The 17559-nt window shown below is 36.6% G+C and carries 15 protein-coding genes; 12 read left to right on the forward strand and 3 right to left on the reverse strand.

Features of this window, described 5'->3' with window-relative positions:
• Positions 1-32: 32 nt before the first annotated feature.
• Genes N2Z58_05480 through N2Z58_05490 form a run of 3 tightly spaced genes read right to left on the reverse strand, consistent with a single transcriptional unit; the run spans position 33 to position 4593 of the window.
• On the reverse strand, positions 33-1784 hold the full coding sequence (locus tag N2Z58_05480; GenBank protein ID MCX7654106.1) for an NAD+ synthase: 1752 nt from the start codon (positions 1782-1784) through the stop codon (positions 33-35).
• The gene (locus N2Z58_05485; GenBank protein MCX7654107.1) at positions 1771-3861 is read right to left on the reverse strand and encodes an MMPL family transporter; all 2091 of its coding nucleotides are present in this window, start codon (positions 3859-3861) and stop codon (positions 1771-1773) included. The genes N2Z58_05480 and N2Z58_05485 overlap by 14 nt, the downstream gene beginning before the upstream one ends.
• 12 nt (positions 3862-3873) lie before the next feature.
• A complete protein-coding gene (locus N2Z58_05490; GenBank protein MCX7654108.1) occupies positions 3874-4593 on the reverse strand; it encodes an SDR family oxidoreductase in 720 nt (239 codons plus the stop codon).
• A gap of 233 nt (positions 4594-4826) precedes the next feature.
• Here N2Z58_05490 and N2Z58_05495 point away from each other — a divergent pair, with 233 nt between their 5' ends.
• From N2Z58_05495 to pgmB, 12 genes are all read left to right on the forward strand, one after another.
• Complete coding sequence (locus N2Z58_05495; protein ID MCX7654109.1) at positions 4827-5384, forward strand: YbhB/YbcL family Raf kinase inhibitor-like protein; 558 nt, start codon at positions 4827-4829, stop codon at positions 5382-5384.
• A gap of 48 nt (positions 5385-5432) precedes the next feature.
• On the forward strand, positions 5433-6602 hold the full coding sequence (thiI, locus tag N2Z58_05500; GenBank protein ID MCX7654110.1) for a tRNA 4-thiouridine(8) synthase ThiI: 1170 nt from the start codon (positions 5433-5435) through the stop codon (positions 6600-6602).
• A gap of 131 nt (positions 6603-6733) precedes the next feature.
• Complete coding sequence (gene fba, locus N2Z58_05505; GenBank protein MCX7654111.1) at positions 6734-7669, forward strand: class II fructose-1,6-bisphosphate aldolase; 936 nt, start codon at positions 6734-6736, stop codon at positions 7667-7669.
• 33 nt (positions 7670-7702) lie between these two features.
• Positions 7703-8923, forward strand: coding sequence for an acetate kinase (gene ackA, locus N2Z58_05510; protein ID MCX7654112.1), 1221 nt, complete (start codon positions 7703-7705; stop codon positions 8921-8923).
• 131 nt (positions 8924-9054) lie between these two features.
• A complete protein-coding gene (locus tag N2Z58_05515; protein MCX7654113.1) occupies positions 9055-9756 on the forward strand; it encodes a FliH/SctL family protein in 702 nt (233 codons plus the stop codon).
• A gap of 39 nt (positions 9757-9795) precedes the next feature.
• Entirely contained in the window at positions 9796-11094 is a 1299-nt protein-coding gene (gene fliI, locus N2Z58_05520) for a flagellar protein export ATPase FliI (protein MCX7654114.1), read from the forward strand.
• A gap of 267 nt (positions 11095-11361) precedes the next feature.
• Complete coding sequence (locus N2Z58_05525; protein ID MCX7654115.1) at positions 11362-12357, forward strand: LacI family transcriptional regulator; 996 nt, start codon at positions 11362-11364, stop codon at positions 12355-12357.
• The gene (locus tag N2Z58_05530; protein ID MCX7654116.1) at positions 12354-13574 is read left to right on the forward strand and encodes an ABC transporter substrate-binding protein; all 1221 of its coding nucleotides are present in this window, start codon (positions 12354-12356) and stop codon (positions 13572-13574) included. The genes N2Z58_05525 and N2Z58_05530 overlap by 4 nt, the downstream gene beginning before the upstream one ends.
• Before the next feature lie 76 nt (positions 13575-13650).
• Positions 13651-14820 (forward strand): ABC transporter permease subunit, encoded by a 1170-nt coding sequence (locus N2Z58_05535; GenBank protein ID MCX7654117.1) that lies wholly within the window; start codon positions 13651-13653, stop codon positions 14818-14820.
• Positions 14821-14834: 14 nt separating this feature from the next.
• Positions 14835-15965 carry an ABC transporter substrate-binding protein gene (locus tag N2Z58_05540; protein MCX7654118.1) on the forward strand — a complete coding sequence of 377 codons (1131 nt, stop codon included), beginning with the start codon at positions 14835-14837 and terminating at the stop codon, positions 15963-15965.
• Between the two features lie 23 nt (positions 15966-15988).
• Positions 15989-16885, forward strand: a complete 897-nt coding sequence (locus N2Z58_05545) for a carbohydrate ABC transporter permease (GenBank protein MCX7654119.1) — start codon at positions 15989-15991, stop codon at positions 16883-16885.
• A gap of 16 nt (positions 16886-16901) precedes the next feature.
• Positions 16902-17552 carry a beta-phosphoglucomutase gene (pgmB, locus tag N2Z58_05550; GenBank protein ID MCX7654120.1) on the forward strand — a complete coding sequence of 217 codons (651 nt, stop codon included), beginning with the start codon at positions 16902-16904 and terminating at the stop codon, positions 17550-17552.
• The last annotated feature ends 7 nt before the right edge of the window (positions 17553-17559 follow it).

Here is a 17559-nt window from a genome sequence, read left to right on the forward strand (position 1 = left end):
TACCTCCTTATAATTTTTAACGTCACTTTATCCTATTGTTTTTTTATCCATTCTTTGAATGCATTAGTTATAGGTAATCTTCTGTCTTTTCCAAAAGCTCTGTGTGTGATCTTTGGACCTGGAGGTGTTTGCCTTCTTTTGTATTCGTTGGTGTCAACCATCCAGGCTACTTTTCTTACCGTTCCTTCATCGAATCCTTCTTCTATAATATCGTTTATACTATGATCTTCTTCAACGTAAAGCTTAAGGATTTGATCAAGTGTTTCGTAAGGTGGTAATTTATCTTGATCAGTTTGATTTTCCCTAAGTTCTGCACTTGGTGCTTTTTCAAACACGCGTTTTGGTATGATTTCCTTTCCTGTCTTCTTATTTACATACTCTGCAAGTTTGTAAACAAATGTTTTGTACACATCTTTTATAACAGAATATCCACCAGCTGTGTCTCCATATAATGTTGAATATCCTGTGCTACTTTCACTTTTGTTTCCAGTTGTTAGTACAATCCAACCAAACTTATTTGATAAAGCCATTAGTATAACTCCTCGAATTCTTGCTTGGAGATTCTCCTCTGTTATGTCAAATGGCATACCCTCAAACACAGGTTGCAATGTCTTTAAATAAGTGTTGTATATATCAGTTATCGGTATAGTTAAGTATTTTATCCCAAGGTTCTCCGCCAATATTTTAGCATCTTCCTTACTATGATGTGATGAAAATGGACCTGGCATGGATACTCCAATAACATTTTCGCAACCAAGTGCGTCAACGGCTATACAAGCCACAAGACTGCTGTCTATACCACCACTAAGACCTATTACCGCCTTTTTCATTCCGTTTTTGTGTATATAATCCCTTGTGCTGAGTACAAGCGCATTGTACACCTCTGCAACAGTGTCGAGAGGAGCTTCTATTCGGTTTTCAATCCTTCGTTTTTCTTCGTGATATCTTATCGGTATACTCACCATTTCCAGTTCTTCACATGAAGATTTTAAGATGTGTTTATCTTGTCTTCTTCTTGGATCCTTCAAACGAGCTTTATTTATATTCACTAAATCAACGTCAACAATTAACAAATCTTCTTCAAATTGTTTTGCTCTACCTATTACCTCTCCTTTTTCATTTACAACCAAACTTGCACCATCAAAAACAAGTTCATCTTGTCCACCTATACAATTCACATAAGCAACAACGGCAAGGTTATCGTTTGCCCTAACAGAAAGCATTCGCTCTCTCCAAGCAAGTTTTCCCATATAAAATGGCGAAGCTGAAAGGTTAAGTATGATCTGTGCCTCGCCAATTAATGATTCCAACCTTGCTGGTCCACCAGGATACCATATATCTTCACAAATTGTAACTCCTACACGTGCTCCATACAGATCTACAACAAGACCTTTACTACCTTTTTGAAAGTATCTCATCTCATCGAAAACACCATAATTTGGTAAGTAGTTCTTTCTGTACACTGCATGTACCTTGCCACCACTTATCACCGCCGCTGCGTTATAAATATCACTATCTTCATCTACAAACCCAACTAAAACTACAGTTCTGTCAGGTACTTGCGCAGCAATTTCTTCAACCGCACGAATATTCTCAGTAATAAAATGTGGTTTGAAAAGAAGATCTTCAGGTGGATAACCAGGAACTGAAAGTTCCGGAAACAGTATCACATCCGCATTATACTCCAGTGCATTTTTGATATAGCTTAAAATTTTATTTTTATTACCCTCAATATCTCCAACAGTTGGATTTATCTGTGCAAGAGCCAGTCTAATTTTTCTCATATCTCTTCCTCCTTGCAGATTTCAGAATTTTCAGCTTTTCCTTTATTTGTTCAAACGAAAGCATGAAAGGTAACATCGTAAGTGTGAGAACTGTGGCTGTTGTTATGCCAAGCGAAACAAGAATAGAAATTCTTTTGAAAAGTGCCAGTTCACCACCAAAAAGCAAAGTCAGAAATCCACCAACAATTCCCAACGCGTTTCCTACGATTGCAGGTCCAACATTCTTGACAGAAGTTAGAATGTTACTACTTTTATTATAATCATGTCCTATATGTATTGAATAGTCGATGGCTAAACCTATAATTATGCTCGATGTTAGTGCGGTAGAAATTTCAAGTTTCATATTGAACAAAGACATGTACACAAAGTTAAGCACGGTTGCAAAAACAACGGGCAAAACAAGTTTCAAACTTTCCAAGAAATCTCTGAAAACTACTAAGATAGTTATAAATACGATTATAAGGGCGGCAACCAAACTCTGAATTTGACTAATAAGTATATTATCATTTACTGCTTTCCAAATAAATGGTGCCCCAGCTAAGTAATAACTATAGCTGTACTGTTCCAGCACCTCACGTATGAGCTGAGAAACTTTTTCAAGATTTTCGTTACCTTCTGTCGTTAAATTAACAGACAGTCTTATTGTCTTACCGTCTGCAATGTAATGTTTCAGCATCGGTTGGGTTCTCGAAGCTAAAACAAGTACGGTGACAGGCACGTTTCTTGGAAAATCAATACTTGATATGTATTTTGACTTGGAAAGTTCAGAGATTATTTTATCAAGATTGTAATTGTCAAACGGTAAGAATACACCTGTTTTTTTCTCAAGAACGATGTATATACTATCTCTCATTTTGAATTTTTCTTCCAAAATCTTGTATCCCCTATTTATATCTGAATTCTTTGCAAAATAATCCGTGCTTGTAAGACCTACTTTTATTTTAGGAATTAGGAACAATGAGGAAAGAACCAATATTAAGGTTAAGGTTAAAATAAGTATCGCAACTTTGTGACCAAAATAACGTATTCCAAAGGTCTTTGGTATTCGTTTCGATTTAGCTTTTGCAAAATGTAATAGCTCATGCCCAACTGTTATAGTCAGTACAAAATCAATCAACAATCCAATCGATACAAGGATACCAAATTCTCTGAAAGCAGGTATTTTTACGAATACAAACGACATAAATCCGATAGCGGTGGTGAGCATAGATAGAAATATTGGAATACTGATGTGTTTTCTCACATCGTCACTTCTAAACGTTGCATTGTAGTAATGCAATGGATAAGCAGAACCTATTATTATCAAAAATGATGGTACCATTGCAGTAAGTATATTAACAACACCACCAACTGAAAAGTAAATAGCGTAAGTGTAAATTGAAGCTAGTATTGGTATGAACAAAGACACTACCGCCGCTCTAATACATTGAGTTTGATAAAAAAATATGAGTAATATAACAACAAACATGGCAACAGGGTAAAAAAACATTGATCGCTTTAACTCGTCAAATAGTTTATTATTTACTGACGCTTCAGAAAGTACTATAACAGGCTCGTCTTTCAGTTCCGCTGTAATTTTTCTCACGATTGGTTCAACTTGTCCATTAACATCAACTATCGCAAGTAACATTGCATAGTAGCCGTCTTCAGAAACAAAAGTTTTCATGTGTTCAGGTAACTGGGACAGCTTTAGAGAGTCATTTTCAATATACACCTCACTACCCGGGTAATTGAGTATCGATATTACTACTCTAACATTTTTTAATCTTTCTATCTTTGATTGAAGTCTTCTAAGCTCTTTAAGTGAACCCTGCATATTCAATGGTACTTCTGATTTGTAAATAATTGATATATTTTCTTTATCGCCAAATTTCAAAGACATACGGATCATATTCTGAACCGCTGGATCTTCAATCTCTGTTATGGGTCTACCAGGTTTGTAACCTGGTAAAAATGTTTCTATCCTTGTTTCTATTCTTGCATAATTTAATATCAATATGATTGATAATATCAATAACAAACTCGATATTATAGTGAACTTGAAATTTTCAAGAAAGTGTATGGTTTGTTTAAGCACTTAGAACTCCCCCTAAATATAGATCATCTTTTTTGTCATTCCACCGTCAACAATAAAACACTGTCCAGTTATAAATCCACTTTTCGAATTATCGATGAGAAATTCCACAACGTTAACTACATCCTCTATTTTTCCAGCCCTTCCAACCAAATGTTGTTTGTGTTCCTTATCTGAAATCTCTTCATTATAGTGCAGTATCCAACCCGGACAAATAGCATTCACTCTTATCCTTGGTCCTAAGGAATTTGCAAGTGCGTGAGTTAATCCAAGTACCCCCGCTTTTGAAGAACTATAAGCCTCATTGCCAGGTTCAGACATAAGTGCACGTGTCGATGAAATATTGACTATCGCACCATTTCCTGGGTTCTCAAGTATAAGAGGAACACCAAATCTTGCCATCAAAAAGTAACCTGTTAGGTTTACTTCTATAACTCTCCTCCATTCAGATACAGTCAAGCTAAGGAAATCTTTGAAACCACCAATGGCTGCATTATTAACTATCGCATCAAGTCGACCAAATTGTTCTTTTATTTTCAGATAAAATTCGCTAACCGCATATTCGTCGGAAACATCACCATGATAGAGAAGCACGTTATTTGCCTTTGGAAAGTTATCAAGTGATCTCTCATTGAAATCTATTATTGCCACATTCCAGTTTAAATTAAGAAAATGCAAAGCGATTCCCTTTCCTATATTGCTTCCACCACCGCTTATAGCAATAACTTTTTCCACACAAATCACCTCACACAAATTGTGGATACAAAAAAGTTCTTCCAATTAATCATAAAACAAATGACGTGTCTGGAATATCTACGCTGCTATAATGTAATTATATACCAAACTAAAAAAAGACATTGGAAAACAACCATGAATATTTCTTAACATTTTAATTTACTTGCAGGTCTCACTACAACCATTCAGTGGTATAATTTCTTTTGAATTTGTTTAAATGGATGGTGGTTTTGATGTTTCGATTTTTGGGTTTTGTGATATTCATAGTTGTCTTTACCTTATCAGCCATTACCTTACCTGCAACTGTTCAGAAGGAGGTGAAGGGAATGCTTACAGTAACAAGTGTGTTTAAGCATGGCGAATTTATTCCAAAAAAGTACACATGTGAGGGTGAAGATATTAACCCAGAGCTCATTGTATCCAACATTCCACAAAATGCCAAAACATTGGCTGTAATATGCGATGACCCTGACGCACCAATAGGCACATTCGTTCATTGGGTAGCTTGGAACATCCCTGTGAATAGTCAAACAGTAAAAATCCAAGAAGGTATCAAAAAAGTGGAAAATTTTCAAGGTATTATGCAAGGGTACAACGACTTTGGTAAGGTAGGTTACAATGGTCCATGTCCACCGAAAGGCCACGGAATTCATCACTACCACTTTAAAGTTTACGCACTTGATGTAGTATTGGATCTTAAAGGAAAAGTTAAGAAGGTAGACCTTGAAAAAGCTATGAAAAGTCATATAATTGCTCAAGGAGAAATTATAGGATTATACGAAAGAAAGTAACTAAATATCAAAATTAGAAGACTAAGCTCGTGAATCGGAGGATTGAGAATGGAGAAGGTTTTTGTTGTACGATATTCAGAAATCGGTTTGAAAGGTAAAAACCGCGAGTTTTTCGAGAAGAAACTTATAGATAATATTATAAAAATAGTCCGACCAGCGGCCGTTAATAAAAGGTATGGTCGAATAATAGTGCGTATAGGTAAAAACGATCCAACAGCACTCGAAGAAAGATTAAAGTATGTTATGGGAATTCAAAACTATAGCTTAGGATATGCTCTACCACACAACTTGGAAGAAGTAGAAAACCTTGCCCTTAAATTGGCTAAGATTCAAGTAGAAAAGGGAGCAAAGAGCTTTAAGATCTCTTCTCAGAGGGGTTACAAAGATTTTCCGTTGAATAGTATAGAACTTAATAGGAAGATAGGTGCATTTGTTTATGAAAACATACCTGGTATAAAAGTAGATGTGCACAATCCTGACTTTGAAATAGGAATAGACGTTAGAGAAAAGGAAATCTTTGTCTTCACAGGTAAAAACTATCTTTCTGGTGGACTTCCCATAGGCGTTTCTGGCAGGGCTTTACTACTTCTAAGTGGTGGAATAGATAGTCCAGTTGCAGGATGGTACGCTATGAGAAGAGGGTTGGAATTACAAACACTCACATTTTTAAGTCCACCTATGACCACCGAAAAATCAGTTCAGAAGATACTCGACCTAGGTAAAGTACTGAGTAGGTACCTTCCAAATGGATTACGAATGTGGATAGTCCCTCTTACCAACGTACAGATGTACATAAAAGAAAATGCACCAGATGAGTACTCACTTGTACTCCAAAGAAGATCAATGATGAGAATTGCAAGTATGATAGCAAGAAGGATAAAAGCCAAAGCAATTGTCACAGGTGAAAACCTTGGACAAGTGGCAAGTCAAACTATAACAAATATGGCAGCAATAGAAGAAGCAAGTTCACTTATAATCTTAAGACCGCTTGTGGGTTTTGACAAGTTAGAAATAGCAAACAAAGCAAAAGAGATAGGTACTTTTGACATCTCTATACAACCTTACATAGATAGTTGTGTAGCATTTGCTCCAAAAAAGCCAGCCACAAAGTCCAGTATCAATGAAATAAAGAAAATCGAAGAGAAACTTGAGAAATTATCAGATCTTGAATACGAAGCGTTTAAAAATAGAGAAGCCTATAGAATTCAGAATGAATAAACACTAAAAAAGAAAACTACCTGCCGATTAAGGCAGGTAGTTTTCTCTTTCTTAATAAAATCTTGTATGGTATAATTATACAAGATTTTGCTGTAGTAATATTCTCAGTATTCTTAAGGAGGTAGATAAGTATGTACGTTAACACAAAGGATATTCTCGAAAAGGCAAGTAAAGAATACTATGCAGTCCCAGCTTTTAACATCAACAACATGGAGTTTTTCCATGCTATCTTGGAAGGAGCAGTTGAGAAAAAAGCACCGTTGATCATTGAAACAAGCGAAGGTGCAATAAAGTATGCAGGAAACGGTGACATATTTAAGGGCGCAAGATATTTTGTCGAATTAGTAAGATTATTTGCAGATAGTGTTGATATACCAATTGCGTTGCACCTTGACCATGGTAAGCACTTTGAGTATATAATAGCAGCGATAAAGGCAGGTTATTCTTCTGTAATGATTGATGCCTCAGAAGAACCTTTTGAAGAAAACATTAAGAAAACAAAAGAAATAGTTAAGATTGCCCATGCTGCAGGTGTCTCGGTAGAAGCTGAGCTTGGACAATTAGCAGGGGTCGAAGACAATGTCTCAGCGGCTGAAAATGTACTTGTGGATCCTGATCAGGCAAACCTATTTGTGGAAGAGACAAACATTGATTTCCTTGCACCAGCTATTGGCACAAGCCACGGTGCGTTTAAGTTTAAAGGTGAAGCAAAGCTTGATTTTGAAAGACTTAGAAAAGTAAAGCAACTCACCGGAATACCTCTTGTTTTACACGGAGCTTCAAGTGTCCTTCCGGAATATGTAAAGATGGCGGAAGAATACGGTGCAGATCTTGGTGGTGCAAAAGGAGTACCTGAAGAAGAGTTGAAAAAATGCGTAGAGCTTGGTATAAACAAAGTTAATACCGACACAGATTTAAGAATAGCCTTTATCGCCGGGCTCAGAAAATATTTGAAAGAAAATCCAAAAGAATTCGATCCAAGACACTACCTTGGAGCAGGAAAAAAACTTGTAAAAGAAGTTGTGATGAATAGACTCGAGTTCCTTGGATGTGCAGGCAAAGCATGAAATTTTTATCGCCTATAACAGGAGGGATTTTTTGTGCGAGTACTCGTTGTTAACTGTGGAAGTTCTTCAATCAAGTACCAGTTTCTTGATATGGATACAGAGCAGGTTCTTTGTAAAGGACTTGCAGAAAGAATTGGAATCCCTGGTAGCAGAATAGTCCACAAAAAAGATGATCAAAAAACAGTCATCGAGAAACCGATGAAAGACCACGAAGAGGCACTCAGATATGTTCTTGAACTTGTTGTTGACGAAAAACTTGGCGGTGTAAAGGATTTGAAAGAAATCGATGCCGTAGGTCACAGAGTAGTTCATGGTGGGGAGAAATTTTCCGGTTCTGTACTTGTAGATGATGAAGTCATGAGAGCTCTCGAAGAGTATTCTTACCTTGCACCACTGCATAATCCACCAAATATAATGGGTATAAGAGCAATGATGAAACTTTTGCCAAATGTCCCGAACGTTGCCGTTTTTGATACAGCCTTCCATTCCAAAATGCCAGCAAAGGCTTATCTCTATGCAATTCCTTACGAATATTACAAAAAATATAAGATCAGAAGATACGGCTTTCACGGTACAAGCCATAGATATGTATCAATGAGAACTGCCCAGATACTGGGACTTGATTATCATAAATCAAAAATAATAACTGTCCATCTTGGTAATGGCGCATCCGTTGCTGCAGTTATGAATGGACGTAGCATCGATACATCAATGGGATTCACCCCACTTGAAGGTCTTGTTATGGGAACTCGTTCTGGAGATATTGATCCATCGATTGTCACATTCCTAATGGAAAGAGAAGGATTAACAGCAGAAGAAGTTTACACGATATTGAACAAAAAAAGTGGGGTACTCGGACTAACAGATGGTTTTAGTTCAGACATGAGAGATATAGAGGATAAAGCACTTGAAGGAGATCCAGTGTGTAGATTAGCGTTAGACATATACGAATACAGAATAGCCAAATACATAGGTGCTTATGTAGCGGCGATGAATGGTGTTGACGCTATTGCCTTCACAGCGGGCGTTGGTGAAAATTCACCCGTGACAAGAAAAGAGGTATGCGAAAATTATCTCTCATACCTCGGAATAAAGATAGATGATGAGAAAAACAATGTGAAAGGTGAAGAAAGAATTATCTCAACACCGGATTCAAAAGTTAAAGTCCTGATCGTACCAACTAACGAGGAATTAATGATAGCTAAAGACACTAAGGAAATAATTGAAAAGGGAATTAAACAACTTGAATATTGATTCACGTATTAAACAAGATAAACAAGCGCTGGGGATACCTTCCCAGCGTTTTTTATTAAGTGTTACAAGATCTTTTCATTAACATGTGGTATAATATCTTCGAAATGGAGTTTAATTAGGAGTTGATATGGGTGCTAATTCGCAAAAGATTTGTTTACCTTGATGCACCGTTAAGAATTGAAGCCAAAGTAGACCATTTGAAAACAAATGAGTCAACACAAGAAGATGAAAAACAAAAAGAATTAATGGAAATGGTTGCTCGAGCAAACAAAGAGGCTGAGCAAATTGTTTTTCAAGCCCAACAAAAAGCAAACGAAATAATACTACAAGCTCAGGAAGAGTACAACAAAATAATACAACAAGCAAACGAACAAGCACAAAACATCTTGGAACAGACAAAACAAGAGCTTCAAATAAGCAAAAAACAATACCAGGACAGGATGATAAAAATACTGCAGTCTTTCGAAAATATTTTTGACGAGCTATTGTCCAATTACGCAGAAAAATTGTCAAATATTAGCAGCACACTGATAGAAAAATTTCTTGAAAAGCAAATAGATCCAGAGGTTACAAAAAGGAAATTAGAAAAAGTATTAGCTCACGTTATTGGAGCAACAAAAGTGAGAATACACATCAACCCGGACGATCTAAATCTACTTGAAAAAGATCTAATCAATGAAATAAAATCAAAGGGATACGAAATAGTTCCAAACGATTCCGTTTCGTACGGTGTAATTGCAGAAACAGACTTGGGTACCATGGATACTACATTAAAATTTCAGTTCACATTACTCGATGAAATATTCGAAGAAGTATTTAAAACGGAAAAGTGAGGTGCTGAGATTACGAGCAAGATAAGTGAGAGTATAAAAATTCTTGAAATTGTACAAAACAAAGTGAAGAAAATAAATCCATACGATTACATAGGTGAGGTTCAAAAAATAATAGGTCTAACAATAGAATCGCGAGGACCCGACGCTGCACTCGGTGAACTTTGCAAAATATTAGTCGGTAACAAAAAGGTGCTTGCTGAAGTAGTTGGTTTCAAAGAGGATTTTACAGTCTTAATGCCACTTGAAGATGTGACTGGCTTGAAAAAAGGTTGTGAAGTGATAAGAACAGGAAGGACTGTAAGTGTACCAGTTGGTGAAGAATTAAAAGGCAGAGTTATCGATGCACTTGGGAGACCTATCGACGGAAAAAGATTGATCTTGAAAGAATATAGACAAATCATAAACGAAGCACCTAACCCACTTGTAAGAAAACGCATCCTTGAACCTCTGCCTGTTGGAGTTAGATCTATAGATGGATTCCTTACTCTCGGTAAAGGACAACGTATAGGAATCTTTGCTGGTAGTGGAGTGGGAAAGAGTACATTGCTTGGTATGATAGCTCGAAATACAACAGCTGATATAAATGTAATAGCTCTGATAGGCGAACGAGGAAGGGAAGTCAGAGAATTTTTGGAGAAAGACTTAGGTGAAGATGGAATAAAACGTTCAGTTGTTGTTGTATCAACGTCTGACCAACCAGCGTTACTACGAATTAAAGCATTACTAACCGCAACAACCATAGCTGAATTCTTTAGAGACAAAGGTTACACCGTTATGTTAATGGTCGATTCCCTAACAAGATGGGCAATGGCTCAAAGAGAAGTGGGACTTGCCATTGGTGAACCACCAACGACGAGGGGATATCCACCAAGTGTTTTTGCACAACTTCCAAAGATACTTGAAAGAGCTGGTAATTCCGATAAAGGAAGTATAACTGGTATATATACCGTGCTTGTAGAAGCTGATGACTTCAACGAACCGATTTCCGATACTGTACGCGGTATAGTTGATGGACATATAATATTATCTCGAAAACTTGCTGAAATGAACCATTTTCCTGCCGTCGATGTATTGATGAGCATAAGTAGGCTTATGCCAGATATCGCAAAGCCTGAACATTTACAAGCTTCCCGAATTTTAAGAGACATCATGGCTACATATTATGATGCAAAAGATTTAATAGATGTTGGAGCGTATAAAAAAGGAACAAACCCAAAAATAGATAAATCTATAGAATTAATTGACGAAATAAATAAATTCCTTAGACAGGGTGTAAAAGAAAAAATGAATTTTCAAGACATTGTAGATTATCTTTTGTCCATAGCTAAAAAGACATGAAAAACTAAAAGTTTCCCCTACTTAAACTCGCCCTTCCATTCGCAACTTTCCTCTTAGATAGCTTATAAATTACCACGAAAAATCAGGAAAAACAAAGAACAACAAAGATAGGAGAAAAAAAATACCAGAATAGAGAAAGTTCCGTTATTAGTCACGGTAGAATAGATTTCTAAAAATTGCCACAATAGTGATATATTAGCAATGTAATCGATTACTGTAATCGATTACATTAATAAACAACAAAGGTAAAAGAAGGTGAAAATCAGTATGACAATAAAAGAAATTGCAAGTTTATGTGGGGTTTCCGTAGCGACAATATCACGAGTTTTCAACGAACCACAGAAGGTGAATCCGCAAACAAGACAAAAGGTCTTAGAGATAGCGCAAAAATATGGGTATACACCACATGCAGTTGCCAAATCTCTGAGAACAAAAAGAACGGGTGTTTTTGCACTTACTGTAATGAGTGGAGTTGAGAGAGTTTTTGAAGATTCCTACGTGGCCAAATTTTTGAAAGGAGCTGTTAATTATTTTTCAAAACACAAGCTTAAGTTGATTGTTGATGTTTTTACTGATGGTGATGTTATTGATTACTATAAAAACTTTGTTCTTTCAAAACTCGTCGATGGTTTTATACTCATGGATTTAAAAGATGACGATCCAAGAGTTGAGCTATTAAATAGCATGAAAATCCCGTTTGTATGCGTTGGAAGAAACAACAAGAACAATTTTGTGTTTGTAGATTCTGATAATTTTTCGGGTGGGTACCAAGCTGGGGAACATCTTAAAGAAATTGGATGCAAAAGCCTTCTTTTTGTTGGTGGTGATCCTTCTTTGCCTTTTGAACGTGAACGCTACGCTGGTTTTGAAACTGGACTGAAAGGAATGGATGAAGAAATAGTTATATTTAAAGAATATGCTTATTATGACGATGAATTGGTTAAGAGAATTGTAAGAAAGTATATTGAAAAGATAGATGGGATTTTTTGTACTTCCGATGTGATGGCTTACGCTTCTTTGAGAGCATGTGAAGAAGATGGAATAAGCATACCTATAGTTGGTTTCGACAATATTCTTTTGTCGGAAATAGCAGGTCTAACAACAGTGGACCAGAACATAGAGCTAATTGGCGAGAAGGTAGCACATAAGTTGCACATGCTTTCTTTAAATAAAAGAGTGAGTTCTGAAGTGGTAAAAACTAAATTGATTCTTAGGGGAACAAAAAAGTTCCTTACTTCAAAAGAGGGAGGTCGAAGGGTATGAAAAGGTTAGTAACGGTACTTTTGGCAGTTTTACTCTCAGTTGGTTTGATGGCGGCAACAAAGGTAACTATCTCTGGTTGGCCCGGAAACCCTGTTGAAGAAGCTACTATCAAAAAAGCAGTCGAAACTTTCAACTCTACGATCGGCAAGCAAAAAGGCATCGAAGTAGTTTGGGAACCTATCGCTGGCGATTACAAACAAGTTCTTATGACAAGACTTTCGGGTGGTACAGGTCCAGATATTTTCTACGTTGATGTTTACGTTTTCGAAGAACTTGCAAGAGCGAATGTATTGCTTCCACTTGATACATACGTAAAAAGGGATAACTTTGATTTGAACGATTTCTACACATCACTTATTGATGCATTCAAATACCAAAACAGACTTTATGGTATAGCAAAAGACTTCTCAACACTTGCACTTTGGTTCAACAAAGAAATATTCGATAAATACAAAGTACCATACCTTACAAACGATGAAACTTGGGATACATTCCTTAACAAACTCCTCCAGCTTAAGAAAGCTGGTTATGATACTCCACTTGGGCTTGCTCCCGACTTTAACAGACTTATACCATTCATCATCAGCTTCGGTGGAAGACTTGTTAAACCTGATCTTTCCACTGCCCTTGGTGAACCAAACTCAAAAAAGGCGATCCAATTTTACATTGATCTTGTTGTAAAGCACAAAGTTGCAAAAGAACCATCAGCACTTGGTTCTGGTTGGCTTGGCGAAGCTATAGCTACAGAAAAGTGCGCTGTTGTTATGGAAGGTCCATGGACAGTTGGTTTCATGAAAGGATCGTTCCCAGATACATTTAAGAAAATGGGTATAGTTGAGATGCCAAAAGGAATAAAGAAAGCAACAATGATTTACACAGTTGCATGGTCAATTAACAGGGCAACTCCAAACAAAGATGCCGCTTGGGAAGTTCTCAAGTTCTTGGTAACAGAAGGTCAAAAGATATTTGTTGAAGGCGCTGGAGTGCTTGCGTCAAGAAAATCAATAGCAGCGCAAGATAAAGATCCTATTAAACAAGTATTCTACAAAGGTGCCGAATACGGTGTACCTTGGAAGGTTTCAACACCAACAGGATTATTCGCAACCGCAAACGATCAAATTAACTCTTTACTCAAAGACTTGTTCTACAATAAACTAACAGTTGATGAAGCAGTAAGATTAATCGAAACAAACTACAACAAATGGATAGGAAAGTAAGTATCTAAGTTAATTCTAATTATGGTGAGGGAGGCTCTCGCCTCCCCTTTATTAAAACCTGTTGGAGGTTGTGCTTATGAAGTATAAAACTAAGGAAGCAATTGTCGGATATATATTTGCGACACCGATCATTTTAACAGTGCTTATATTCACAATATACCCTATAATTGCAGCGTTTTATTACAGCCTCACAGACTATCAGCCACTTGAGGCAAGGAAATTTACATATTATTTTAATCCATACGATACTTTGGAGATTCATACAGGAATTCTCAGAGAAGAAGCGAAAAACTACAAAGTTGATGAAATAATCAAATTTTTCGACCCTGTAAGCTTCGTAGAAATTGATGTTGGCGTTAAGCTAAGTGAAGAGGAAAAAAAGATAATAAAAGAAAACTTTGACTCACTTAATTTGATAAATGATTACAAAGCTCAAAAATTGCCGAAGGAGATAAAAATTTCTGAATTTTTAAAGAAATATGTAAGAAACGACGGTAAAAGATTCACAAGGTATATTCCAAAATTCGTTGGTCTCGAAAATTTTAGACAGATGTTCAAAGACATGTATTTTTACACATCTTTCTGGAATGCCATACTTTATTCTCTAATAGTTGTCCCAGTCCAAACATTATTGGCAATAATCCTTGCAGTCGCTGCTAATTCAAAGATAAAGGGAGTAAATCTATTTAAGTCTATCTTCTTTTTGCCTGCTATAACCTCTTCGGCGGCGTTATCTATGATTTTTTGGCTTATATACTCTAAACCTGGCATATTGAATAAAATATTACTCAGTCTCTTTGGATGGGCTGGGTTTCAACCAATAGATTACTTAAACGAGCCAAACATTGCACTTTTTGCAATTATGGCAATGAACATCTGGTCCACAGCTGGATATTTTATGGTTACATTTTTGGCGGGTTTACAAGATATTCCATCAAGCATATACGAAGCGGCAAAGATAGATGGAGCAAATGGTTGGCAAACGTTCTGGAAAATCACAATCCCTTTGTTAAGACCACAAATTGTGTTTGTCTCAATTATGGGAACAATAGGTTGTATGCAAGTGTTTGACCAAATATATTTCTTGATAAGAAGCCTGAGAAATATAACAATATCTTTTTACATCTATAAAAATGCATTTGAATATGGAAAGATGGGATATGCAAGCGCACTTGCAGTTGTACTTTTTGCAGTTATTTTGCTGTTGTCACTTGTTCAAAGAAAAGTAATCAAAGAAGAATATTGAGGGAGGCTTGCTGTGTGAGAGTAAAGGTTAATATCTTTCTTTTTGTTCTCTTCGTTCTGTTCTTTTGGAATATAACATTTGCTCAGGAAATTGTGGTCGGAGTCACACAACCATTGAGTGGAAAATTTGCTGAGTATGGACAATATATACTTAGAGGTATCTCGATGGCTTATGAAGAGGTTAAATCTGTTCTTGGCAAGCCAATAAAACTTATGATTCTCGATAATTACAGCGACAAAACACAGGCGGAAAAGATTGTTGAGCGTTTGGTAAAGGAGTATAAAGCTATTGTAATTATTGGAAGTTACGATAGTTCACTGAATATCCCCTCCACAGATATGGCAAACAAAATGAAAATACCTTATGTAATACCAACGGACACAAGTCCTATGGCAACATTTAACAAGCCTTTTGTTTTTAGAATATGTTTCAACAACAACACGCAGGCTAAAGCTATGGCGCAGTACGCAATTAAAAGTCTCGGTGCCAAAACAGCGGCAATACTTTACGATTCAGGAAATGATTATTCTGTAGGACTCGCCTATGCGTTTAGAGAAGCGTTTGTGAAGGAGACTAAAAACGATAAATCAGTCGTTGCCGTAGAGTCATACAAAAGCGGTGAAAGAGATTTTAAGAATAAGCTTAACATCATAGCCAGCGCTAAACCAGATGTACTTTTTGCTCCAACGCCAACTGGTTATGAGGGTGCTCTGATTATAAATCAGGCACGAAGTCTTGGTATGAAACAAAATATATTGGGCAGTGATACCTGGGATGCGCCGTTGTTTTATCTGGAGTTGGACAGTTCTGCTGAAAACGTTTATTTCTCAAGTATGTTTGATACCAAAGCTAAACTTTCTGATAAGACACCTTCATTTGTTGAAAAGTACAAAAGCCGATATGGTGGAGAACCATCTTACCTTGTTGCTTACGGCTATGATGCTTATATGGTGGTAGTTGATTCAATAAAAAGAGCAAATTCTTTGAATCCGGAAGAGATAAGGCGCGCTTTGATTACAACAAATTATACAGGTGTGACAGGTAACATAAGGTTTGATCAGAACAGAGAAGCCCTTACTGATGTAATAATAAAAAGTATTAAAAAAGGGAAGGCTGAAGTGGTAAGCATCTTCAAAGTTCAGTAAACATTCCGTAGGTGGTGATTTCAATGGATAACAAACCCGAAAAAAACAATTGGTCTATCGTTGTTTCTTACTTAATATTAATTGCATACGCAATTGCTACCTTGTTTCCGTTTACATGGGCAATTCTCGTCTCTTTGACACCAATTACGTACGTTGACAGCCAAGGTAATGAAAAGGGGGTTAATATATTCGATTGGCCACCAAGGATAAGACTTTTCCCAAAACCATCAGCTTTTGGTTCTCCTTTGACATTCGCCAATTATAAACTCATATTCGAGGTAGTTCCTCTTTACAGAAGATGGCTTTGGAACACGATAGTCTATGCAGGACTGTTGACAATAGGAAATATATTACTTAATTCACTTGGTGGATATGCATTTGCAAGGTTGAATTTTCCATTTAAAAATGTCTGGTTCACACTGTTTCTTGCAACAATGATGGTACCAGGACAGGTAACTCTAATTCCTCAATACAACTTACTGGTTAGATATGGACTAATAAACACTTATACAGGTCTTTTCTTACCAAAGTTAACGAACGTTTTTGGTTTGTTTTTGATGAGACAGTTCTTTCTAAACTTTCCAAAAGAGCTCGAAGAAGCGGCACGTATTGATGGTTCAGGAATCCTCAGAACTTATTTCAAGATAGTCTTACCAAATGCACTTCCGGCTGTAAGTGCACTTGCTATATACACTTTCCTTGGAGCATGGAATGACTTCCAATGGCCATTAATAATAATGAGCAGAAAAGAAATGTACACTTTAACACTTGGTTTGAACTTCTTCAAAACTTCCTACTATACTTATTGGCAATATATGATGGCAGCTTCCATTTTCATGACGATACCCATGATAATAATATTCCTATCTTTCCAAAAGTATTTCATAGAAACTGGAAAAGCTGTTGCAGTAAAAGGTTAAGAGGGAGGTCAGTCAGATGGGAAGAGTTAAAGCATGCATTTTTGACCTTGACGGAGTAATTGTAGATACTGCGAAATACCACTATCTTGCGTGGAAAAGGCTTGCACAAGAACTTGGTTTCGAATTTACCGAAAAGGATAATGAAAGATTGAAAGGCGTTAGCCGTATGGAATCACTTGAAATACTCTTGTCTGTTGGAGGAATAAAGATAGATGATCAAAAGAAGAAGGAAGAACTTGCAGAAAAGAAAAATAATTGGTATGTCGAGTACATAAGTAATATGACAGAAGAAGAGATATTACCGGGTGTGAAAGATTTTCTCGAGTTACTTAAAAGAAATGGAATAAAAATAGCGATCGGTTCGGCAAGTAAGAATACGATGACTATTCTAAATCGTATAAATTTATCGACGTTTTTCGATGTCATTGTTGATGGTACAAAGATAACAAAGGCAAAACCTGATCCTGAAGTATTCTTGAAGGCAGCTCAAGAATTGAACATTCAACCCAGCGATTGTTGTGTTTTCGAAGACGCCGTCGCTGGTATTGAAGCAGCAAAACGAGCGGGTATGAAAGTTATCGGTGTAGGAAACCCTGAGATATTAAGAGGAGCCGACAAAGTAGTTACTTCGCTTCAATCGTGTGGCATTGAACTGATAGAATTCTAAATTTCCA

The organism is Fervidobacterium sp., from assembly GCA_026419195.1.
Taxonomy (GTDB): domain Bacteria; phylum Thermotogota; class Thermotogae; order Thermotogales; family Fervidobacteriaceae; genus Fervidobacterium.